This window comes from Rhodococcus sp. DK176 (genome assembly GCF_038447315.2).
Classification (GTDB): domain Bacteria; phylum Actinomycetota; class Actinomycetes; order Mycobacteriales; family Mycobacteriaceae; genus Rhodococcus_F; species Rhodococcus_F jostii_A.
The window spans coordinates 7,041,124-7,063,244 of the sequence record NZ_CP118321.2 but is presented as its reverse complement, the minus strand read 5'-3'; the positions used below and the strand labels follow the sequence as shown (position 1 = coordinate 7,063,244).

Sequence of the window (22,121 nt, the reverse complement as noted above, 5' to 3'; positions counted from 1 at the left end):
GAGGCGTCGACGCTCAGGGGCAGGCGATCACGGTCATCGATCCGGGAGCCACCTCGGTGAAACCGGCGTCGCGCACCGCGACCGCCCTGCCCCGCACCACCTCGATGGTCAGCTCTTCCCACAGTCCGACGTCGGCATCCCGCACTGCGCAGCGGTAGCCGGTGGCCGCCCACGCGCGTGCCTGCTCCGTGGTCATCGCACCGGCGAGCAGCATCGACGCGTGACCGACCTGCGCCGCGGCCTTCCCCACCGTCATGTCCAGGGCGGAGTTGATCCACAGCACCGGAATCCCGCCCGGGATCTCCCCGGGGTCGTCGTGTTCGAGATCGGTGCCGCCGATCTGCAACTTCCGGATGCGGGGGTCGAGTGCGCCGACGGCGACGGGCACGAGTGCGCGGGCCTGCGCACCGTCGACGTCGACGGTGATCCCGTCGACCTCCTGCGCCGCACGCCACCCCGCTCCCCGCGCACGCCGCGACACCTTGCGGATCCGGGACCCGATCCAGGCGCGGTAATCCTCCTGCCACGGTCCGGGCGCGCCCGTCTCGTCGGGGCCGACGCGAGAGTCGAGGCACAACGCCACCGCCGCGGCCGCCGCAGCCTCGAGCAGAGCACTACGCGGCGGGGGGTCGGCCTTCGGAATGTGCAGCACGATCGGCATGGCGAGAACCTGCGCCGGGTCGTCCGGATCCGGCCGGCCGCCGTATCCGGCCGCGAGGACGGCGTGACGCGCCGCCCACAGGGCGTCGTCACGGGTCTCCCCGGCGGCCGCGTCGCGGCGCGATTCCGTCACGACAGCGGGACGCGCCGCACCACGCCGTCCACCGCGTCGGCGGCCTCGACCTCGTCTCGGGTGACCCCCAGGATGAACAGCACCGCGTCGAGGAAGGGGTGCGACAGAGCGGTGTCCGCGACCTCCCGCAGAGCGGGCTTGGCGTTGAACGCGATTCCCAGTCCGGCCGCGTTGAGCATGTCGATGTCGTTGGCGCCGTCGCCGACCGCCACCGTCTGCTCCATCGGGACCCCGACCTGAGCGGCGAACTTGCGCAGTGCGGTCGCCTTCGCGGCCCGGTCCACGATGTCGCCGATCACCCGGCCGGTGAGCTTGCCGTCCACGATCTCCAGCGTGTTGGCCTGCACGAAGTCCAATTCCAGTTCGTGGGCCAGGCCCTCGATGACCTGCCGGAAACCGCCGGACACCACGCCGCAGTGGAAGCCGAGCCTGCGCAGCGTCCGGATGGTGGTGCGGGCACCCGGTGTCAGTTCCAGGTTTTCCGCGACGTCGTCGATCACGGAGGCGTCGAGGCCGGCGAGCGTTGCGACCCGCTGATGCAGGGATTCGGTGAAGTCGATTTCGCCGCGCATCGCCGCTTCGGTGACGGCGCGGACCTCGTCCTCGACGCCCGCCCGGGCGGCGAGCATCTCGATGACCTCGCCCTGGACGAGGGTCGAGTCGACGTCGAACACGATGAGCCGTTTGGCGCGCCGGGCCAGTCCCCCGCGCTCGACGGCGATGTCGACGTTCTCGCGCACGGCCACTTCTGCCAGTACGGTGCGCAGACTCTTGTCCGCCTCCGCCGAGCCGGGAGCGCTCACGAGAAGTTCGAGGCCCGTCACCGGGTAGTCGGCGACACCGCGGATCGAGTCGATGTTGACCCCGAGGGTCGCCATCTCCCGCGCCACCGAACGCAGTGCGCGAGCCGACACCGGACTACCGAGCACGACCACGGCGTGGGTGGACAGCGACTGCCTGCCGGGATCGGCACCGATCTCGACGTCCACAGACATCCCGACGGTGGCCATCGCCTCTTCGAGTTCCTCCTGCAGCGCTTCCCCGTTCTCGGGGCAGGCCACCAGGACACCGAGGGTCAGACGCCCACGAATCACCACCTGCTCCACGTCGAGAAGGCTCACGTCGTGGCGGGAGAGCGACCCGAAGAGCACCGAGGTGACGCCGGGTCGGTCGGGGCCCGTCACGGTCACCAGAACAGTGGTGTCAGCTGCACCCACCGATGTACTCCGATCATGTTGCTCGCGCGGCTTGTCCGGCACCCATTGTGCCAACTGAAAGGCCCCGCCCGGTGTGGGGGCGGGGCCTTTCCGAAACTGATGTGTCAGCGGCCGGTGTCGGTTCCGGGGTCGCCTTCGTCGCCGACGGTCAGCGGCTCGTGGCGTTCCTTCTCGAGCACGGTGCTGGCGTGCTTGCCACCGTGGCCCGGTCCGACGTGCGCCTCGGCCTTCATCCGCTCGACCATGTGCGGGTAGTGCAGCTCGAACGCGGGACGCTCGGAGCGGATGCGCGGCAGTTCGGTGAAGTTGTGCCGCGGCGGCGGGCAGCTGGTGGCCCACTCGAGGGAGTTGCCGTAACCCCACGGGTCGTCGACGGTCACGACTTCGCCGTACCGGTAGCTCTTGAAGACGTTCCAGATGAACGGCAGCGTCGAGGCACCGAGGACGAACGCGAAGATCGTCGAGAAGGTGTTCAGGAATGTGAAGCCGTCCGAGGGCAGGTAGTCGGCGTAACGACGCGGCATACCTTCGTTACCCAGCCAGTGCTGGACGAGGAACGTGCCGTGGAAGCCGATGAACGTGGTCCAGAAGTGCCACTTGCCGAGACGCTCGTCCATCATGCGTCCGGTCATCTTCGGGAACCAGAAGTAGATGCCCGCGTACGTGGCGAACACGACGGTGCCGAAGACCACGTAGTGGAAGTGAGCGACCACGAAGTAGGTGTCCGTGACGTGGAAGTCCAGCGGCGGGCTCGCGAGGATGACGCCGGACAGACCACCGAAGAGGAACGTGATCAGGAAGCCGATGGAGAACAGCATCGGCGATTCGAACGTCAACTGCCCCTTCCACATGGTTCCGATCCAGTTGAAGATCTTCACACCCGTAGGAACGGCGATCAGGAACGTCATGAACGAGAAGTACGGGAGCAGCACGGCGCCGGTGGCGTACATGTGGTGCGCCCACACCGCGATGGAGAGCGCGGCGATCGCCAGGGTCGCGTAGACCAGGCCGCTGTATCCGAACACGGGCTTACGGCTGAAGACCGGGAAGATCTCCGAGACGATGCCGAAGAACGGCAGCGCGATGATGTACACCTCGGGGTGGCCGAAGAACCAGAACAAGTGCTGCCACAGCAGCACACCGCCGGTGGCCGGGTCGAAGATGTGGCCACCGAGGTGACGGTCCACGAACAGGCCCATGAATGCAGCGGTCAGCAGAGGGAACGCCAGCAGAATCAGGATGCTGGTGATGAAGATGTTCCACGTGAAGATCGGCATGCGGAACATGGTCATGCCGGGGGCACGCAGGCAGATGACGGTGGTGATCATGTTGACACCACCGAGGATGGTGCCGAGGCCGGCGACCGCGAGGCCCATGACCCAGAGGTCGGCGCCGACGCCCGGGGAGTGCAGTGCACTCGTCAGGGGCGTGTAGGCGGTCCAGCCGAAGTCCGCGGCACCGCCGGGGGTGATGAAGCCTGCGGTGGTGATGATCGCGCCGAACACGTACAGCCAGTAGCTGAACGCGTTGAGTCGCGGGAACGCCACGTCGGGGGCACCGATCTGCAGCGGCAGGATGTAGTTGGCGAACCCGAACACGATCGGCGTCGCGTACAGCAGCAGCATGATCGTGCCGTGCATCGTGAACAGCTGGTTGAACTGCTCGTTCGACAAGAACTGCATACCGGGCACAGCGAGCTCGGCGCGCATCATCAGGGCCATGAGACCACCGATGAGGAAGAACGCGATCGAGGTCGTCAAGTACATGATTCCGAGCACCTTGGGGTCGGTGGTCGTAATCATTTTGAAGATGAACGAGCCCTTGGGTCCCTGCCGCGGCGGGTAAGGCCTGGCTGCAGCTATCGCGGGGACTGGCTGGGGCGCTACGGCAGTCACTGATCCTCCTGAATGCGCGTCCGTCCCCGGGCTGCGAGGCGAACGGTCTCTGGCTTGCGCTCATCGAATCGTAGACCGTGCCCTGAGCGGCCTCCGACTGGGTCCTACCCACTGTCGTACTTACCCGGACTCAGAGCAAATTGTGGCGGATGCGACCTGCGGTTTGTCGCGCCGGGGAGTGCTCACTGTCACGCGGTCCGGCGTGTCGCACGTGACCGGTCGATGCGGATCCACGGAGGCTCCGACACGCGGAACCCCGGTGCTAAGGTTTCGCTCACCTAACTTTCGATCAGGAGCTCCATGTGAACGTTCTCTCCCGACGCCGGGTAGTCGCCGGCGCGGTCGCACTCGCCGCTGCAGCCACTTTCTCGATCACGTCATGCTCCAGCGGCGACGACTCCCCCGCCGCGTCCGGCACCACGTCGTCGACCGGGCAGTTCCCCCGCACCGTCGACCACTTTCGCGGCAGCACCGAGATCCCGGCCGCACCGCAGCGCATCGTGGCACTCGACAACAGTTTCACCGACGCCGTCCTCCTCCTCGAGGCGCCACTCGTCGGATACGTCGACTACCGCGAACCCGGCCTCCCCGACTACCTCGGCTCCTCGCGGAACGAGTTCGCGGCGGAAGCCGAGTCGGTGGGCAAGGTCAGCACCGCGAGCCTCGAGCAGATCGCCGCGCTGCAACCCGACCTGATCATCTCCGCCGAGGTGCGCGACGGAAAGAACTATGAGCAACTATCCGCGATCGCGCCGACCATCTTCACCGAGACGACCGGGCCCACGTGGAAGGACAACATCCGTCTCGTCGGCAAGGCACTGGGCAAGGAAGAACTCGCGGAGCAGAAGATCGGCGCCTACGAGGAGCGGGCCGCGGCCGTCGGCGCGGAGATCAACGACACGGCGTCGAATCCGGTGATCTCGGTCGTGCGGTTCGCGGGCGAGCCGACGGCACGCCTCTACCGCACGACCTCGTTCAGCGGGATCGTGCTCTCGGACGCCGGGCTCGCTCGTCCGCAGAGCCAGGGCCCCGATCCGGCCGACCCCGACAACATCATGCAAGCCATCAGCCCCGAGCTGATCAGCGAGGCGGAGGGCGACGCCATCTTCGTCAGCACCTGGCAGGACCCGGCCGGCAAGAGCGCCGAAGCGGCGAAGCCGTTCCTGGAGAGCCCGCTGTGGCAGACGCTGAAGGGACGCAAGGTCGACGTCGACGACGCCCGCTGGATGTCGCCGGTCAGCATCCAGGGTGCGCACCTCATCCTCGACGACCTGTCGGACACGTTCGGGGTGGACAAGCACAGCGGCTAACCTGAACGCGCCCGCACACACAGGAAGTCGCCGAATTGTCCCCTCGTAGGTTTTCCGCCCGCCGCGCGTCCACCGGTCTCGTCGCCGTCGCTGTGCTCGCAGTCGCCGGCTGCTCTCAACCGTCCGACGACGATCCCGCAGCGTCCATCGTCCGGACCACCACGCAGATCGCCGGAGCCGGTGTGGTCGGCATCGAGCGGGACACCACGACCGCCTGCGCCGAGCCGGCCCCGGTCGACGCCGCACTCGCGGCCGGCTCGACGCACCGGGTGGTCCACACGAAGGGCGAGAGCGAAGTTCCGTCCGATCCGCAGCGGATCGTGGTACTCGACAGCGCCGCACTGGACGCGGTGTGCGCACTCGGTCTGTGGAAAAACGTGGTCGGCGCGGCGACCGTCGACGGGGACTCGCCTCAGCCCGGCTACCTCGGCACGGGCATCTCCGAGATCCCGAGCGTCGGATCCGTCGACGCCCCGGATGTGAACAAGATCGCGCAGGCGGACCCGGACCTGATCCTCGGATCGAGTCCGGCGTCCGACCAGCTGTACGGCGCGCTCTCCCCCATCGCGCCCACCGTGTTCGTCGGCTCCGACCCCGTGTACTGGAAGGCCCAGTTCCTTCTCGCCGGCAACGCCCTGGGCCGGGCCGACGCGGCGACGGCCGCACTCGAGCAGTACCAGCAGGACGCCACGCAGCTCGGCGTCGGCATCGATGCCGCGCAGACACAGGCGTCCGTCGTCCGATTCGACGCCGACAGCATGGAGGTCGAGGGTCCGGCCACGTTCGCCGGCCAGGTGCTCACCGACGCCGGAGTGCGGCGGCCCGCCTATCAGAACCTCGACGGCGCAGTCACCGAACCGATCACCGAATCCGACATCGACCAGGCCGAGGGCGACCTCATCTACGCCGTCCTGGACGGCGAGGAGGGCACCGCGCACGCGGAGGACGTCATGTCCGGTGAGGCATGGGAAGACCTCGAGGCGGCCTCCGACAAGCGGGTCTTCGCTGTGGAGGGTGACGTGTGGGGCGGAAACGGTGTCGTCGCCGCGCGCGCGATGCTCACCGACCTGCGGAACACGCTGAACGGCTACGTCGGCTAGGAGGCCCGGTGCCTGTCCCCGAGTTCGTCACCGCCCTGCGCGGCCACGTCGGCACTGCGCCGCTGTGGCTGTCCGGGGTCAGTGTCGTGGTGCGCGACGCCGACGGCCGGGTGCTGCTGACCCGGCGCGTCGACAACGGCAAATGGGCCGTCGTGTCCGGCATCCTCGAACCCGGGGAGGAACCCGGACCCGCGGCGCTGCGTGAGGTACGCGAAGAAACCGGCGTGCTCGCGGAACTGGTCCGGATCACGAGCGTCGACGTCACCGACCCGATCACCTACCCCAACGGCGACGTCGCGCAGTATCTGGACGTGTGCTTCCTCGCGCGGTACGTCGGCGGGCATGCAACGGTGTCGGACGACGAGAACCACGACGTCGCCTGGTTCTCCCCCGACGAACTGCCGCCGGATCTCACCTCGTCGTCGCGACTGCGGCTCGACAAGGCCCTGCAGGACGAGCCCGAGGCGTGGTTCCGCCGCTGAACGCAGTTCGCCCGATGTCACACCGGTGCAGTCGAACTGAACAGGTGTGACATCGGGCGACAGGCCTGGGCCGGCTCTAGAAGTCGCGAGCGGGTCGCTCTAGAAGCGCGAGCGGGTCGCTCTAGAAGTCCCAGTCCTCGTCTTCGGTGTTGACGGCCTTGCCGATGACGTAGGAGCTGCCCGAGCCGGAGAAGAAGTCGTGATTCTCGTCCGCGTTGGGTGAGAGCGCCGACAGGATCGCCGGGTTGACGTCCGTCTCGTCCTTCGGGAACAGACCCTCGTAGCCGAGGTTCATCAGCGCCTTGTTCGCGTTGTACCGCAGGAACTTCTTGACGTCCTCGGTGAGGCCCACCTCGTCGTAGAGGTCCTGGGTGTAGTCGACCTCGTTGTCGTAGAGCTCGAAGAGCAACTCGAACGTGTAGTTCTTGAGGTCGTCGCGCTCGGCCTCGGTGAGCTGCTCGAGGCCCTTCTGGTACTTGTAGCCGATGTAGTACCCGTGCACGGCCTCGTCACGGATGATGAGGCGGATGAGGTCGGCGGTGTTGGTGAGCTTCGCCCGCGACGACCAGTACATCGGCAGGTAGAAGCCGGAGTAGAACAGGAAGCTCTCGAGCAGGGTGGAGGCCACCTTGCGCTTGAGCGGCTCGTCGCCCTGGTAGTAGTCCATGACGATCTCGGCCTTGCGCTGCAGGTTCGGGTTCTCCTCGGACCAGCGGAAGGCGTCGTCGATGTCGCGGGTGGAGCACAGCGTCGAGAAGATCGAGCTGTAGCTCTTGGCGTGCACCGACTCCATGAACGCGATGTTGGTGTACACCGCTTCTTCGTGCGGGGTGATGGCGTCGGGGATGAGGCTGACGGCGCCCACGGTGCCCTGAATGGTGTCGAGGAGCGTCAGCCCCGTGAACACCCGCATCGTGAGCTGCTTCTCCTGCGGCGTGAGCGTCCCCCACGACGGGATGTCGTTGGACACCGGCACCTTTTCGGGCAGCCAGAAGTTGCCGACGAGACGGTCCCACACCTCGGCGTCCTTCTCGTCCTGGACGCGGTTCCAGTTGATCGCGGATACGCGACTCACCAGCTTGACCATTGATTCCTCACTTCGTTCGGCTGTGAGTACTTATTAACCGCCGGCGGTTAATAAGTACTCACGGGCGGCGGAGCCGCCTACAGCATGCAGGAAACGCAACCTTCGACCTCGGTACCCTCCAGAGCCATCTGACGCAGCCGGATGTAGTACAGCGTCTTGATGCCCTTGCGCCACGCGTAGATCTGCGCCTTGTTGATGTCGCGGGTGGTGGCGGTGTCCTTGAAGAACAGCGTCAGCGACAGCCCCTGGTCGACGTGCTGCGTCGCCGCGGCATAGGTGTCGACGATCTTCTCGTACCCGATCTCGTAGGCATCCTGGTAGTACTCCAGGTTGTCGTTGGTCAGGTAGGGCGCCGGGTAGTAGACGCGGCCGATCTTGCCTTCCTTGCGGATCTCGATCTTCGACGCCACCGGGTGGATGGAGCTGGTGGAGTAGTTGATGTACGAGATCGAGCCCGTCGGCGGGACGGCCTGCAGGTTCTGGTTGTAGATGCCGTACTTCTGCACGGACGCCTTCAGCTCGCGCCAGTCGTCCTGCGTCGGGATGTGCACACCGGACTCGGCGAACAGCTGACGCACCCGCTCCGTCTTCGGTTCCCACACCTGATCGGTGTACTTGTCGAAGTACTCGCCGGACGCGTACTTGGACTGCGGGAAGCCCTTGAAGTGGGTGCCCCGCTCGATGGCGATCCGGTTGGACGCCCGCACCGCGTGGAACACGACGGTGTAGAAGTAGATGTTCGTGAAGTCGATGCCTTCGTCGGAGCCGTAGTAGATCCGCTCACGGGCCAGGTACCCGTGCAGGTTCATCTGCCCGAGGCCGATGGCGTGAGAGTCGTTGTTGCCCTGCTCGATCGACGGGACCGAGTAGATGTGCGTCTGATCGGACACCGCGGTGAGGGCGCGGATCGACACCTCGATGGTGCGTGCGAAGTCGGGCGAGTCCATGGTCTTCGCGATGTTCAGCGAACCGAGGTTGCAGGAGATGTCCTTGCCGACCTCGCTGTAGGAGAGATCGTCGTTGAACAGCGACGGCGTCGAGACCTGCAGGATCTCCGAGCACAGGTTGGAGTGGGTGATCTTGCCCTCGATGGGGTTGGCCCGGTTCACCGTGTCCTCGAACATGATGTACGGGTAGCCCGACTCGAACTGCAGCTCGGCGATGGTCTGGAAGAATTCGCGCGCCTTGATCTTCGACTTGCGGATCCGCTTGTCGTCGACCATCTCGTAGTACTTCTCGGTGACGTTGACGTCCGCGAACGGGACACCGTAGATGCGCTCGACGTCGTACGGCGAGAACAGGTACATGTCCTCGTTCTTCTTCGCCAGCTCGAACGTGATGTCCGGGATGACCACACCCAGCGACAGCGTCTTGATGCGGATCTTCTCGTCGGCGTTCTCCCGCTTGGTGTCGAGGAAGCGGTAGATGTCCGGGTGGTGCGCGTGCAGGTACACCGCGCCCGCGCCCTGACGCGCGCCGAGCTGGTTGGCGTACGAGAAGGAATCCTCGAGCAGCTTCATGATCGGGATGACACCGGAGCTCTGGTTCTCGATCTTCTTGATCGGGGCACCGTGCTCGCGAACGTTGCTGAGCAGCAACGCAACTCCGCCGCCGCGCTTGGACAGCTGCAGGGCGGAGTTGATGGAGCGGCCGATCGACTCCATGTTGTCCTCGATACGCAGCAGGAAGCAGGACACGGGCTCGCCGCGCTGCTTCTTGCCGGAGTTGAGGAACGTGGGGGTGGCGGGCTGAAACCGGCCGGCAATGATCTCGTCGACGAGCTTGGTCGCCAGCTCTTCGTCGCCGGCGGCGAGCGTGAGCGCGACCATGCAGACACGGTCCTCGAACCGCTCCAGGTAGCGCTTGCCGTCGAACGTCTTCAGCGTGTACGAGGTGTAGTACTTGAACGCGCCCAGGAACGTCGGGAAGCGGAACTTCTTGGCGTAGGCGTGATCGATCAGCGACTTCACGAACGCGCGCGAGTACTGGTCGAGGACCTCGGGCTCGTAGTAGTTCTCCTCCACGAGGTAGTCGAGCTTCTCGTCCAGGTTGTGGAAGAAGACGGTGTTCTGGTTGACGTGCTGCAGGAAGTACTGGCGGGCGGCGGCGACGTCCTTGTCGAACTGGATCTCACCGTTGGGGCCGTACAGGTTGAGCATGGCGTTGAGTGCGTGGTAATCGAGACCGTTCGTCGAGTCTCCACCGCGCGCGTCGCGCTCTACGCTCCCCGCGTCGATGGTGTCTGTGATGGTCGGCGCCACTTCTCGTGCTCCTCGTCGTCTAAGTGATCCCAGAATTCACCCAGACCGGCCCTGACCCGCTCGACGTCCTCGGCTGTGCCCATGAGTTCGAAGCGGTAGAGGTAGGGAACGTGGCATTTCTGAGAAATGATGTTTCCTGCAAAGCAATAGGATTCACCGAAATTGGTGTTTCCTGCCGCGATCACTGCTCGGATCAGCGACCTGTTGTGCGTGTTGTTGAGAAATCGGATGACCGGCTTCGGGACGTAACTGGTGTCGCGGCCCATGGCCGTCGTTCCCCCGCCATAGGTGGGGACGATCAGCACGTAGGGTTCGCGAACCTTGAAGGTCCCCTCACGGTCGTGAATGGGTATGCGCGTCGCAGGCAGCCCGAGCCGCTGGACGAATCGGTGCGTGTTCTCCGACGCGCTGGAGAAGTACACCAGCGATGTCATCGGTTTCCACCATCTGGACTAGTACTACCGTTTACTGCCGCCCGGGAATCGGTTCGATCTCCGCCTCGGGCGGTGCGATCGCCTCGCTTCAAGCAGCGTTTGCCGAGAGGGTCTTGATGCGGTCGGGGCGGAAGCCCGACCAGTGTTCGTCACCAGCCACGATCACGGGCGCCTGCAGGTATCCCAGTGCCATGACGTAGTCCCGGGCTTCGGGGTCTTCGGTGATGTCGACGACGGAGTATTCGATACCCGCCTTGTCGAGGGCCCGGTAGGTGGCATTGCACTGAACGCAAGCGGGCTTGGTGTAGACGGTGATGCTCATGAAGTCCCTCTTTCCACTGCCGAATGGAGCTGACGAAGTGTGTGTTCAGCGCACTGAGACTTCCCCGGATCGAGATGGCGGTGACCCCCGATGGAGATGCTCACCGAGTCGGTTCTCGTTGTGGTCTCTCAGTGCTCAAGACACTACACCTAGTGGCCGACAGAAACACTTAACCCGAGATGTTGTGAGTCACATTGATGAAATTCCCAGGTCGTCATCCCGCGAACCATAAATTTCGCGCTCGCTCCGGCGTGTCGCACATCACATTTTCGGCGTGACGCGGAACACCCCTCGCATCGCGCTCCCGCACTGGAGGCTTTCAGCTGTTGCCGATATATCTAATCTAATCGATAGGTTCTGACACTGGTCTGCCGGTGTGAATTGGTGAGGCGACTTGGGATGTCGGTGGTTGGGTGCGCAAGGCGGCAGGGAGGGCCGGTGGCCTTCTGGGTGCACCGGTTCGGGTCACCGAATCTTTGACCGCGCGGACCTCGACTCCTATCAGTGCAGGCCGCCCGGATGGGGGAGTGCGGGCCCGGGTCGGCGGGGGCAGCGGGCGGGGTTGGGCCGGATGCTCGACGACGCGGCCGAGGGTCGGTTCACGGCGGTGCGGGTGGTGTGGCGAGATCGATTGGCCCAGTTCGCCGGTGGGCTGGATCGGGCGGTACTTGAGTTCCTAACGGAGGTCAAGCCACCTGGCGGCTCGTAGGCTTGGTCGTGGCGGGCTGGGCTGTTGGAGCGCATCGCGACTCCTGGGACTCCTGGCCCGCCGCGTGCTTGCGGCGCTCGCGCATCCGCTGGTATCGGACGTTTTCGCGCCGCCGCGGGTCGATCTTGTAGCGCGCCTTGACGATCGCCCGGCCCTCGGCCTCGGTGATCGGCGTGCCGTCGACGTCCCGCAAGGCGTACGGCTGGCCGGTACGCATGCAGGCGGCGATCCGGGTGACCAGATGGGTGGCCAGATGACAGATCGCGGACTCGTGGTGCCGGTCGCCGACCATCAACCGCTGGTACTTCGCCGCGAACTGGGGATCGACCCTGCGGGCCTGGTCGGCAGCGGTGCACAGCATCTCACGCAACAGCGGATCCCCGGCCTTGGTGATCGAGGACTCGACCTTGCTCACCCCGGACTGGCTGACCTTGGGAACCAGACCGGTGTACGCGCGGATCGCGGCCAGGGAGGTGAACCGGTGTGGGTCGCCGATCCGTCCAGCGATGACCGCGCTGATCACGGCCCCCACGCCGGGAGCAGAGGCAACGATGCCGGCCGGGTCGGCGTCGGCGTAGAGGTTCGCGACTCGCTCGTCGATCTGCTTGATCTGACGGGTCAGGAACAGTGCCTGTTCGGCTTCGTGGGCGATGTCCTCAGCGAGCTCGGCGAAGTCCATCCCGTCAGACCCGTCGCTGGTGCCCCACAGGGCGAGGGTCTCTCGGGCCGCGGTGATGAGCCCGGCGGCGTGATCGTCGCGCCACGCACCGCGGGACCGGGCGATCAGGAACCTGGTCAGCCGCGCTTGGCCTAACCGGATCACAGCATGCGGATCGGCATAGCGGGCCAGGAACTCGAGCGCCGCGATGCCGTAGTTGGACCCGAGTACCGCGTACCAGCCCGGCCCGAGCAACTCGACCAACGCATCGAGCCGGGCATAGACCGCGACCCGGCGCTTGACCATCGTGGAGCGCTGCTTGACCAGCCGTCGCAGCGAGTCGGCGGGCCCCTGCCCGGAGTATTCCCGCAGGCCTTCGGGGTGCAGCAAGGGCAGTCGGGCGAGCAATTCGGAGTCGATCCGGTCGTTCTTGGTGTGCTTGGAGTAGTACTTACGCAGGTCGGCCGACTGGGTGGTCGGGACCATCACCACGCGTGCACCGTGGCGACGGAACCACTCCGCCAACACAATCCACGCGTTCCGGGTCGGTTCGACCACCACGGTCAGCTCTGCCGGATCGGGCAGGTCCAAGTCGGCCCACAACCGTTCCAGATCGGCCGGCCGTGTCCAGAACTTCCGGCCACGCCATACCGTGGCACCGTCACGGGCGAGCGTTGCCTGATGCTCCGCCCGGACAGCCACGTCGATCCCCAACGTCAATGCCATCGTCATTGCTCCTGTCGGTCGACATCCCTGTTCACCAGGTGACTGACCATCGCGGCCACGGCCCAGACATTCTCTAAGCAGGAGTCCACGCCCTACCGGCCGGCTCCAAGTTCCCGAACAAGGACACCGCTCGACCAGACACCGAGCCCGCAGACGACCACTCAAAAAGCCAGGGATCACCAGGTGTCCCGGTCGGACGTTCGGCCCGCCTGCGGACTCCCTCCGAGGCTAAATGAGTGAGGCCGGCGTTACAGTCAAGGTCGTACGAGACAGGAGCGACAGATCGCTGGTGGGAGGGTTGATGGATGTCGTCAGGGCGGTGCCGGCATCGTTGTCCGGCCGGTTCTCTGGGCGCTGTGGTCGAAACAGAATCAACGACGGGGTCTCCCGCTCGACAGTCTTGCTACGTTGCACGCGCGCCCGCTGGCTGCTCGATTACGATCAGGCAGCCACGACGCCGCGGCAGGGTTGGGAATGGGTTAACCGGTGAGCATCTCGGGCGTTCGCGGGTTCTTGTCACCGGCGGTGCCGGCGGACGGCTGGTGCATCATGGTCCGCGCGTGTGGGAACGTGAAGGTGCTGACCGATCCCGAATTGTGCCGGCTATGACCGGGCCGGGATCGACCGCGGCGCGGCAGTTCGCGTTCACCACCCGCGCCCACGTGGCGGTCGACGACGCGACCGGTGAGCGGATCGGCCTCGATGACGTCGACACCCGAGTGGGGTGGCTGCTCGATCTGATTGCAGGTGCTGGCGCCGAGTTGGTGTCGCGGCTGTGGCGGCCGGCGACGTTCGACGTGCTCGCCGCCGGCCGTGACCGCCAGGACCGCAGGCTGCCCGCACAGGGTCATGTCGCCGCGGCGCGGCTCGGCTGGGATCCGACCTATCCGGACGGGGTCTATGTGCCGTCGCGGGTGACCCGGGTGGTGACCGCGCAGGTGCTGGCAACCCTGCGGACCCTGACCTACCGGGACACCGCGATCGCGGCACTGTCGACCCGATTCGACCCGGCCACCGGTCGTCTGACCGCACCCACCGAGCCGGGCGACTCTGCGCCCTCGGGTTTCGCTCGGGGTGTGCGGCGCCAGCTCGCCGCACGCGCCCGCTCCAGTGGCGGGGCACCGGCCGGCCGGTTGCGGATCACCGACCTGCAGGGACCACCGCAGATCGCGGCCATGGCCCGACTGTCGGCCGCCGATCGGCAGCTCGCGCAGCTTGCCGTCACCGTCGCAGAGCATGAGCTGGTATTGACGGTGAAGCTGCCGACCTGTCCCGCGCCGGTGGGGCGGGCGCAGTGGCGGCGGGTGCGGCTGACCGCGGCCATCCCCGCGCACCTGTGCGGCCGGCCTGTCATCGATTGGCATCTGCCGACCCTGGTCCTCGACCACCGGGGTCTGTTGTGGCGGTGCGCCGCCACCGAACTCGTCCCGGCAGATGACCTGGACTCGGCCGCCGTCGCGGTGGGGGTGGATTGGTCCCCGTCCACGCTCGGTGCCGCCGCCCTCACCACCGACAGCCCGGAGGGGCTGGTGTCGGATTACCGGGGCTTCACCTACGACGACCGCGGCCTCGGAATCAAACTGGCGCGCCTGCAGGCCGAGGGGCAGCTGCTGCACGCCAAGGCCGCCCGGCTGACCCGGCTGGCCGCCACCGCCCCACCGGAGGTCCGCGCCGAGCTGGAGGCGAAGATCGCCGTCCTCGACGAACACCGCACCGCGGTGGGTGCCAAGCGGGGGAAGATCAACCGGGAACTCGCCTTCCACTTCGCCTGCCAGGTCACCGACTACGCCACCACCGCGGGAGCGCAGGTGATCGCGGGGGAAGATCTCAGCACCCTCGAGACCCGCGGACACGGCCGGGTCAACAACAACCGGGCCGCGCAGTCCGCCCGCCGCCAAGCGGTCGCCGCCCTCGCGCACACCGCCGCAGCCGTTGGTATCGCGGTGGTCTCGGTGCCCGCCCGAGGATCGTCCGCATGGTGTCCGGGCTGCGACGAACCACTTGCCCGTCCCGGCGGGTACCACACCGCGTGGTGCCCGGGCTGCCGGGTCGGCGGCAACCGCGACCACATCGCCGGGGTGAACCTGGCCAAACGCGCGCTCCTCGGCAAGAACAACGTCACCCGCCGGCGGGGGCAGATGCCCGCCGTCCGGGTCGCCGAACACGCGCCGGTCCGGCCATCGCGCGACAAAACCGGTCCGACCCCGAGCAGGCCCCGGCATCGCCGGGTCCGCCGCAGCCTGCCCACCGCAACACGGCGGTTGGGGGTGAATCCGAAACAGCATGTTCCTGCACCACAAGCGTCGGTGTGGGACACGGTCCAACCCACACCACCGCACGGTGATACGGGTAGCCGTGACACACGTCCATCTCAGGCGCCCGCCACACCAGTGGCAGACAGTCCGAGATCTACGTAGACGCTCCGGGAGCTTACGTCCTTCGGGAGAGCACCGCCCGCACCGGCCGGAGACGACTCCGCGGGACGACGTCGGCCCCCTCCGAGCGCAGCCCTCGTCCCACCCGGAGGCGCCGCTCCCCGACCGCGCGCGGCCGGGCACGCCGGGGCGTCGCACACGACGCGCTCCCCATGCTTGCCGACCGGTAGCTGCCTGCCGGTCCCGGTACCGTGAGCGCATGTCCGACGACCCCCTGGAACACCTCGCCTGGTCGGCATCCGTGGCGCGCACGACGCGGGTGACGCCGAATATGCAGAGGATCACCCTCGCGGGCGGAGATCTCGGTCGATTCGAGTCCAGCGGTCGGCCGGACGAGCGCCTGCTCCTGGCCTTCCCCCCGGACGGCGCGGAGAAGCGCAGCTACACCGTCCGCCGCTGGGACCCGGACGCCCTGGAGATGGACATCGATTTCGCCGTCCACGCGGGCGGAACCGCGGCGCACTGGGCCGCACGCGCGCGCCCGGGTGAGACGCTCGGCTTCTCGACCGCCTCGGGGTGGCACGCGCCACCCGCCGACGCCGAGTGGCAACTCCTCCTCGCCGACATGACGGCACTGCCCGCCGTCGGCCGGATACTCGAGGAACTACCCGGCTCGTCGCGGGTGCACGTCATCGCGGAGGTCACGACCCCCGAGGACCGACAGCAGTTCGCCACCGATGCCGGGGTGACCGTCACGTGGCTGGACGGGAGCGGCAACGGCGCCGGCGACAGTCTGCTCGCCGACGCGGCCCGCGACTGGTCGCGACCGGATGGACCGGGATACGTGTGGTTCGCGGGCGAGGCGAAGGTGTCGCGGGTGGTGCGGCGCTGGTTGCGCCACGACCTGGACTGGCACTCGGACCGATACGACGTCATCGGTTACTGGCGCGACAACAAGGAGGAGTGGGTCGCGCGGTACGAGACGGTGCGTGAACAGATAGAAGCCGCCAGGGACTGCGCCCTGGCGGCCGGTGACGACTTCGACTCGGTGCGCGACGCCGTCGACGCAGCCCTGGATCGGACCGGGCTGTAGCGGCGACGGCGGCGCGTGCGAGCGGATCGTCAGGCGTCGACGAGCTGCTTCGTGGCGTCGACGAGGCTGGCGACGACGTCGGCGACCTGCTGCGCGACCTCGGCGTTCTCGCGCGGGTGCCGGTCACCGAACTTGTCGATGGTGCCGCCGATGGCGAGGGTGACGTCCTCGAGAACCTTGCCGCCGGCGATGCGGACGGCCTTGCGGGTGTCCTCGTGCGCCCACTGTGCACCGTTGCCGCTGGGCGAGGCGCTGATGACGGCGACGGGCTTGTCCTTCACGGCTCCGGTGCCGTACGGCCGGGAGATCCAGTCGATGGCGTTCTTGAGGACGGCGGGGATGGTGCCGTTGTACTCGGGCGTGAGAAGCAGGAGCGCGTCGGCGCGGCCGGCGGCCTCACGCAGCGCCTCGACGGCGGGGATGGAACCGGCGACGTCGATGTCCTCGTTGTAGAAGGGGACGTCTCCGAGGCCGTCGAACACGGTCACCTCGGCTCCCGCGGGCGCCACGGCGGTCGCGGTCTCGGCGAGCTGACGGTTGACCGAGGCGGCGCGCAGGCTGCCGACGAGAACGAGAACGTTGGTCTGTGACATGTCAATGATCCTTCGATGGTGCGTAGGGCGATTCGTGAACATGTATAGCAACTAAACGGACCGCGGTCCACTTATGTTCCCGTCACGGTAGGATGCGAAGCGTGACCAGTCCCCTGCTACCCCAGATCGGGGTCGATCCCCCGGAACGCGGAGACGCCGCCCGCAACCGGCGTCTTCTGCTCGATGCTGCGGCCCTGCTGGTCGCGGAACGCGGCGTCGACGCCGTCACGATGGACGCGGTCGCCTGCAAGGCCGGTGTGGGCAAGGGCACAGTGTTCCGCCGGTTCGGCAGTCGGTCGGGCCTCATGCACGCACTCCTCGACCACACCGAACGGGAACTCCAGCAGTCGTTCATGTTCGGTCCACCGCCGCTCGGGCCGGGCGCCGATCCGATCGACCGGCTGATCGCCTACGGGCACGCGCGCATCGCAATCGTGGAGGTGCAGGGCGAGGTCCAGCGCGCGGCCGAGAACTCCGTCGAGTTCCGTTTCGCCGCACCCGCCCGGGCGGTGTCCGTGCGCCACGTCGTGTCGCTGCTTCGCGCGGCCGGGGTGCGGTGCGACCACGAACTGCTCGCCTGTTCACTGCTCGCACCCCTCGAGGCCACGCTGGTACTGCACGAATTGCGCGACCTCGGGATGTCCGTCGAACGGCTCGGCGCCGCATGGGAGGACCTGATCCGGCGCGTCACCCGATGTTGATCCAGAATCCGGACAATTTGTCTAACCTCGGGGAATGCGCACCACCGCCACCGTTCTCGGCCTCCTGACGTTCGCCTCGCTCACCGCCTGCGGCGGCGACGCGCAGCCTGGGCCGCCGGATCCGGCGGGCCGCACCTTCGTGTCCACCTCCGTCGAGGGCGATCCCATTCCCGGCGGTGGGCCGCTCGTGCTCGGCTTCACCGACACCGGACGCCTCTCCGTCGAGGCCGGATGCAATCACGGCAGCGCCGACGTCGACCTGTCCGGCGGGAAGGTCGTGGCGGGTCCGCTCGCGATGACGTTGATGGCCTGTCCGGGCGAGGCCGCCGGCGCGGACGCCTGGGTGGCTGCACTGCTGGACGCGCAGCCGAACTGGACGCTCGGCGGCGACACACTCACCCTCACCACGCCCACCGGTTCGGTGACGCTGACGGACGAGAAGGTCGTCCGGCCGGATCGGCCCGTCGTCGGGACCACCTGGACGGTGACCGCCCTGATCAGTCCGGACGCGGTCACGACGACGGCGGCGCTGGAGAGGACGGCACCCCAGTTGCTGATCGCCGGCGACGGTTCGGCGTCCGGCTTCACCGGCTGCAACCGCATGACCGGGACCGCGGACGTGCAGCGGAGTTCGATCTCGTTCGGGCCCTGGGCCACCACCCGGATGGCATGCCCCCCGGACGTGTCCGAGGTCGAGCGTGCCGTACTCGCCGCGTTGACCGGGGAGACGGGCTACAGCGTCCATTCGGACTCGCTGCGACTGGTCAACAGCGACGGGATCGGACTGACGCTGCGGGCGAGCTAGAGATCCGCCAGCCAGCGACCGAGTTCCCGGGCGCTCGAATCGATCCGGGCGGGCCAGTCCAGTGCCGAGTCGTCGGCCGTGTCGCTGACGTGCTTGACCAGCCGGCACCGGGCGCCGCCGCGAGCGCTGGCATAGGCGACGGCGAAACCCTCCATGTCGACGAGGTCGGCTCTGCGGGCGAGCACGTCGCGCACGCCGGCGTCGGACACGAACAGATCGCCGGTCGCGAGCACCGAACCGTCGCCGTCCGGCAGGGCGAGGAGATCGGCCACGTCGTGCCCGAGTGCCCGGATGGCGTCGCCACTGATGTCGTGGTTGAGGACGGTGGATGGCGTGAACAGGCCGCTGTGATGCTCGTGCAACGCACCGGCGGTGCCGATGTTGACGACGAGCGGCTTGTCCGTTCGCGGATAGTCGGCGAGTGCGGACGCCACGGCCACGGCGGCGCTCACCTTGCCGATCCCGGTGATCAAGACCTCGAACTCGGACGGGACGTGCACGGCCTCCGCCTTGGTCGCGCTGACCACCAGAACGTCCGATCTACTCATGCGCGGAACCGTACCCTGCGTTCGTCAGGGGCACTCGCTAGAGTTCTGTCATGGCTAATCTACGTGCGCAGATCCTCGAGGAACTCGGTGCCCGGCCCACCATCGATGCGGCCGACGAGATCCGCAAACGTGTTCAGTTCCTGAAGGACTACCTGCTGTCGACCCCGGCCAAGGGATTCGTCCTGGGCATCAGCGGCGGTCAGGACAGCACCCTCACCGGACGCCTCGCCCAGCTCGCGGCGAGCGAACTGCGCGACGAGGGCCACGACGCCGAGTTCGTCGCCGTGCGGCTGCCCTACGGCACCCAGGCAGACGAGTCCGACGCGCAGATCTCCCTCGACTTCATCAAGCCCGACCGGTCGGTGGTCGTCAACGTGAAGCCCGGTGCGGACGCCACCGCGAAGGAGTCGTCCGAGGCGCTGCGCCACATCATCGGCGACGGCGGCGAACTCCGCGACTTCGTCCGCGGAAACATCAAGGCCCGCGAACGCATGGTGATCCAGTACTCGATCGCCGGCCAGCTCGGGTATCTCGTCGTCGGCACCGACCATGCCGCCGAGGCGATCACCGGCTTCTTCACCAAGTTCGGCGACGGCGGCGTGGACGTCACCCCGCTGACCGGGTTGTCCAAGCGTCAGGGCGCCGCGCTCCTGCGAGAACTCGGCGCACCCGAGAGCACGTGGAAGAAGGTCCCCACCGCCGACCTCGAGGACGATCGGCCCGCCCTCCCCGACGAGGAAGCGCTGGGAGTCACGTACGCCCAGATCGACGACTACCTCGAAGGCAAGGACGTGCCGGACGCCGTCGCGCAGAAGCTGGAGACGATGTTCCTTAATACCCGCCACAAGCGGGCGGTCCCGGTGACCCCGCTCGACACGTGGTGGCGGTGACCCGATGGTCCAGGCGCTCGTCGCGGGCGGTACCGGCACTGCAGGCAGGCAGGTGGTCAAGGAGTTCCTCGCGCGCGGTCACTCCGTCCGTGTCCTGACCCGGCACGGCGGTGCGCCGGGCAGCGAGATCGCCCATTTCCATGGTGATCTCGTCACCGGTGACGGCCTCGCGGAGGCACTCGACGGTGTCGACGTCGTGGTGGACACCACCGACGGCAAGACCCGCGGCACCCGGGCCGTGCTGGAGAAGGGCGCCGAGAACCTCCTCGCCACGGCGGACGGCGCGGGGGTCGGACGCGCCGTGCTGCTCTCCATCGTCAACGTCGACCGCAGCGCATTCCCCTATTACCAGGCGAAGCGGAAGCAGGAACGGGTCTACGAGAGCGCCGCGGTGGCGACGTCGATCGTGCGGGCGACCCAGTTCCACGACTTCATTCCCATGATCGCGAGGCCGGCGAGCCGGGCCGGGTTGATCCCCGCGTTCTCCAAGACGAGCTTCCAGACCATCGACACCAGGGATGTCGCGACCGCGCTGGTCGACGCCGCCCTGGCCGCCGAACCGGCGCCGGAGAGGACGATCACGATCGGTGGACCGGAGGTTCGCACCGCACGCGATCTGACGGCGGCATGGAAGAAGGCCACCGGGACGCACGGATTCGTCGTGACCGTGCCCCTTCCGGGCGCGATGGGTCAGTTCTTTCGGGACGGGTCGAACCTGGTGCCCGACAATCGGTTCGGAACGATCACTTTCGACCGGTGGCTGGCCGACTCCGTGAACGCGGCCCGCTAGCCGCCTGCGAACGGCGGCAGGACGTCCACCTGCGTGCCGGCGCTGCGGGTCAGGTCGCGCGTCAGCTCGGAGTCCACCAGGAAAGCGGAGACCGACAGCACCTGCTGCATGTCGGGGCCGTACTTGGCCAGGAGATGTTCCTTCACCTGGCCGAGGTCGGCGCCGGCGGGGAGGTCGAGAGTTTCCTTGGTGCAGCCCGCCGCGTCGGCGGCGGCCGCGAAGTACCGAACGGAAATGCCTGTCACGTCAACCACCGATAGCTCCCATGCTGCGTTGCGGCGGGGCGAAGCCGTCCGCGTTGATTCCGTGGCCTGCCCACTTGTTCCACATCGCGCCGCGCCACAACTGCGCCAATTCCTCGTCGCCCGCCCCCGACCGCAGGGCCGCCCGCAGGTCGATCTCCTGGTCGCTGAACAGGCACGACCGTACCGTTCCCTCGGCCGTGAGACGGGTGCGGTCGCAGTCCGAGCAGAACGAGCGGGTGACGGACGCGATGATTCCGACCGTGGCCGGTCCGCCGTCGACGAGCCACTCCTCGGCGGGCGCCGACGGATCTTCTCTCCCGTGTTCGGTGAGGGTGAATCGTTCGCCGAGGACGGCCAGTAACCGGTCGGCGGCAACCATGTTCTCGCGTGCCCACTCGTGATCGGCGTCGAGCGGCATCTCCTCGATGAACCGCAGCGCGACGCCCTCGCTCAGGCACCATTCCAGGAGATCGGCGGCTCCACTGAGCGTTTCGGGCATGAGCACCGCATTGATCTTCAGCGGCGCCAGTCCCGCCCGGGCGGCGGCGCGGATACCGGCGATCACCGACGGCAGCCGGTCGCGCCGCGTCAGTCTCGCGAAGTGCTCACGATCGACCGAATCGAGGGAGACGTTGACCCGCGTCAGTCCAGCTCGGGCGAGCCCGGCCGCGCGGTGCTCGAGACCGACCGCGTTGGTGGTCATCGCGAGCGGGATCCCCGGTGCACGCTCGGCGCACCCGGCGATCATCTGCTCGAGATCCACCCGCATCAGCGGCTCGCCCCCGGTGAACCGCACCTCGCGCACACCGAGCCGGTGGACGGCGATGTCGACGAGCCGGACGATCTCGTTCGCGGTGAGGAGGTTCTCCGCCGGAATGGCGGGCAGGCCCTCCTCGGGCATGCAGTACGTGCAGCGCAGCGAACATTTCTCGGTGATGGACACCCGCAGGTCACGCGCGACCCGGCCGAACCGGTCGACCAGCTGGTCGACGTCGGGCCTGCCTGCGAGCGAGACCGACGACCGGACGGTCGGGATACCCATCGCCACCGCCGTCATCGAGTTGCCTTTCCCTGCATCTGTCCAGTA

General features: G+C 67.4%; 21 protein-coding genes. 9 read left to right on the top strand and 12 right to left on the bottom strand.

What is annotated here, in order from left to right; genetic code table 11:
- Window positions 1-13 precede the first annotated feature (13 nt).
- The 3 genes from PSR88_RS32855 to ctaD all read right to left on the bottom strand — a co-directional run bounded on the left by PSR88_RS32855 (window position 14) and on the right by ctaD (window position 3,905).
- Window positions 14-793: an aminoacyl-tRNA hydrolase gene (locus tag PSR88_RS32855; protein ID WP_011598348.1), complete on the bottom strand. Its 780-nt coding sequence runs from the start codon at window positions 791-793 to the stop codon at window positions 14-16.
- Window positions 790-2,010 (bottom strand): phosphoserine phosphatase SerB, encoded by a 1,221-nt coding sequence (serB, locus tag PSR88_RS32850; RefSeq protein WP_011598347.1) that lies wholly within the window; start codon window positions 2,008-2,010, stop codon window positions 790-792. The genes PSR88_RS32855 and serB overlap by 4 nt, the downstream gene beginning before the upstream one ends.
- A gap of 104 nt (window positions 2,011-2,114) precedes the next feature.
- Entirely contained in the window at window positions 2,115-3,905 is a 1,791-nt protein-coding gene (gene ctaD, locus PSR88_RS32845; RefSeq protein ID WP_011598346.1) for a cytochrome c oxidase subunit I, read from the bottom strand.
- Window positions 3,906-4,207: 302 nt separating this feature from the next.
- Here ctaD and PSR88_RS32840 point away from each other — a divergent pair, with 302 nt between their 5' ends.
- From PSR88_RS32840 to PSR88_RS32830, 3 genes are read left to right on the top strand one after another with little or no spacing between them, the layout of a single operon-like run.
- Window positions 4,208-5,215: an ABC transporter substrate-binding protein gene (locus PSR88_RS32840; RefSeq protein ID WP_011598345.1), complete on the top strand. Its 1,008-nt coding sequence runs from the start codon at window positions 4,208-4,210 to the stop codon at window positions 5,213-5,215.
- A gap of 35 nt (window positions 5,216-5,250) precedes the next feature.
- Complete coding sequence (locus tag PSR88_RS32835; RefSeq protein ID WP_342338707.1) at window positions 5,251-6,315, top strand: iron-siderophore ABC transporter substrate-binding protein; 1,065 nt, start codon at window positions 5,251-5,253, stop codon at window positions 6,313-6,315.
- A gap of 8 nt (window positions 6,316-6,323) precedes the next feature.
- Entirely contained in the window at window positions 6,324-6,797 is a 474-nt protein-coding gene (locus PSR88_RS32830) for an NUDIX domain-containing protein (protein ID WP_342338706.1), read from the top strand.
- Window positions 6,798-6,918: 121 nt separating this feature from the next.
- On the opposite strand, the gene nrdF is transcribed toward PSR88_RS32830, so the two are convergent.
- The 5 genes from nrdF to PSR88_RS32805 form a co-directional block, all read right to left on the bottom strand.
- Entirely contained in the window at window positions 6,919-7,884 is a 966-nt protein-coding gene (gene nrdF / locus PSR88_RS32825; RefSeq protein ID WP_005240291.1) for a class 1b ribonucleoside-diphosphate reductase subunit beta, read from the bottom strand.
- A 77-nt stretch (window positions 7,885-7,961) separates the two neighbouring features.
- Complete coding sequence (nrdE, locus tag PSR88_RS32820; RefSeq protein WP_009479636.1) at window positions 7,962-10,145, bottom strand: class 1b ribonucleoside-diphosphate reductase subunit alpha; 2,184 nt, start codon at window positions 10,143-10,145, stop codon at window positions 7,962-7,964.
- Window positions 10,103-10,579, bottom strand: coding sequence for a class Ib ribonucleoside-diphosphate reductase assembly flavoprotein NrdI (nrdI, locus tag PSR88_RS32815; RefSeq protein ID WP_342338705.1), 477 nt, complete (start codon window positions 10,577-10,579; stop codon window positions 10,103-10,105). The genes nrdE and nrdI overlap by 43 nt, the downstream gene beginning before the upstream one ends.
- A gap of 88 nt (window positions 10,580-10,667) precedes the next feature.
- A complete protein-coding gene (locus PSR88_RS32810) occupies window positions 10,668-10,901 on the bottom strand; it encodes a redoxin NrdH (RefSeq protein WP_005240286.1) in 234 nt (77 codons plus the stop codon).
- A gap of 686 nt (window positions 10,902-11,587) precedes the next feature.
- Complete coding sequence (locus tag PSR88_RS32805; RefSeq protein WP_124390499.1) at window positions 11,588-13,000, bottom strand: IS110 family transposase; 1,413 nt, start codon at window positions 12,998-13,000, stop codon at window positions 11,588-11,590.
- Between the two features lie 599 nt (window positions 13,001-13,599).
- On the opposite strand from PSR88_RS32805, the gene PSR88_RS32800 reads away from it, so the two are divergent.
- Both PSR88_RS32800 and PSR88_RS32795 read left to right on the top strand, forming a co-directional pair.
- Window positions 13,600-15,411 carry a zinc ribbon domain-containing protein gene (locus PSR88_RS32800; RefSeq protein ID WP_342338703.1) on the top strand — a complete coding sequence of 604 codons (1,812 nt, stop codon included), beginning with the start codon at window positions 13,600-13,602 and terminating at the stop codon, window positions 15,409-15,411.
- A 217-nt stretch (window positions 15,412-15,628) separates the two neighbouring features.
- Window positions 15,629-16,462 (top strand): siderophore-interacting protein, encoded by an 834-nt coding sequence (locus tag PSR88_RS32795; RefSeq protein WP_016883123.1) that lies wholly within the window; start codon window positions 15,629-15,631, stop codon window positions 16,460-16,462.
- A gap of 29 nt (window positions 16,463-16,491) precedes the next feature.
- Here PSR88_RS32795 and PSR88_RS32790 read toward each other — a convergent pair whose 3' ends face one another.
- Window positions 16,492-17,055 (bottom strand): NAD(P)H-dependent oxidoreductase, encoded by a 564-nt coding sequence (locus PSR88_RS32790; RefSeq protein ID WP_011598339.1) that lies wholly within the window; start codon window positions 17,053-17,055, stop codon window positions 16,492-16,494.
- A gap of 101 nt (window positions 17,056-17,156) precedes the next feature.
- On the opposite strand from PSR88_RS32790, the gene PSR88_RS32785 reads away from it, so the two are divergent.
- Together PSR88_RS32785 and PSR88_RS32780 are read left to right on the top strand one after the other, a co-directional pair.
- A complete protein-coding gene (locus PSR88_RS32785) occupies window positions 17,157-17,756 on the top strand; it encodes a TetR/AcrR family transcriptional regulator (RefSeq protein WP_016883124.1) in 600 nt (199 codons plus the stop codon).
- Window positions 17,757-17,790: 34 nt separating this feature from the next.
- The gene (locus PSR88_RS32780; protein WP_016883125.1) at window positions 17,791-18,561 is read left to right on the top strand and encodes an META domain-containing protein; all 771 of its coding nucleotides are present in this window, start codon (window positions 17,791-17,793) and stop codon (window positions 18,559-18,561) included.
- Here the strand turns inward: PSR88_RS32780 and PSR88_RS32775 are convergent.
- Entirely contained in the window at window positions 18,558-19,109 is a 552-nt protein-coding gene (locus tag PSR88_RS32775; protein ID WP_011598336.1) for a nucleosidase, read from the bottom strand. The genes PSR88_RS32780 and PSR88_RS32775 overlap by 4 nt on opposite strands.
- A gap of 50 nt (window positions 19,110-19,159) precedes the next feature.
- On the opposite strand from PSR88_RS32775, the gene nadE reads away from it, so the two are divergent.
- Both nadE and PSR88_RS32765 read left to right on the top strand, forming a co-directional pair.
- A complete protein-coding gene (gene nadE, locus PSR88_RS32770; protein ID WP_009479629.1) occupies window positions 19,160-19,999 on the top strand; it encodes an ammonia-dependent NAD(+) synthetase in 840 nt (279 codons plus the stop codon).
- 4 nt (window positions 20,000-20,003) lie between these two features.
- Window positions 20,004-20,789, top strand: a complete 786-nt coding sequence (locus PSR88_RS32765; protein ID WP_016883126.1) for an SDR family oxidoreductase — start codon at window positions 20,004-20,006, stop codon at window positions 20,787-20,789.
- Here PSR88_RS32765 and PSR88_RS32760 read toward each other — a convergent pair.
- On the bottom strand, window positions 20,786-21,043 hold the full coding sequence (locus PSR88_RS32760; protein ID WP_009479627.1) for a MoaD/ThiS family protein: 258 nt from the start codon (window positions 21,041-21,043) through the stop codon (window positions 20,786-20,788). The genes PSR88_RS32765 and PSR88_RS32760 overlap by 4 nt on opposite strands.
- Window positions 21,036-22,091 (bottom strand): GTP 3',8-cyclase MoaA, encoded by a 1,056-nt coding sequence (moaA, locus tag PSR88_RS32755; RefSeq protein ID WP_011598333.1) that lies wholly within the window; start codon window positions 22,089-22,091, stop codon window positions 21,036-21,038. The genes PSR88_RS32760 and moaA overlap by 8 nt, the downstream gene beginning before the upstream one ends.
- Window positions 22,092-22,121 lie beyond the last annotated feature (30 nt).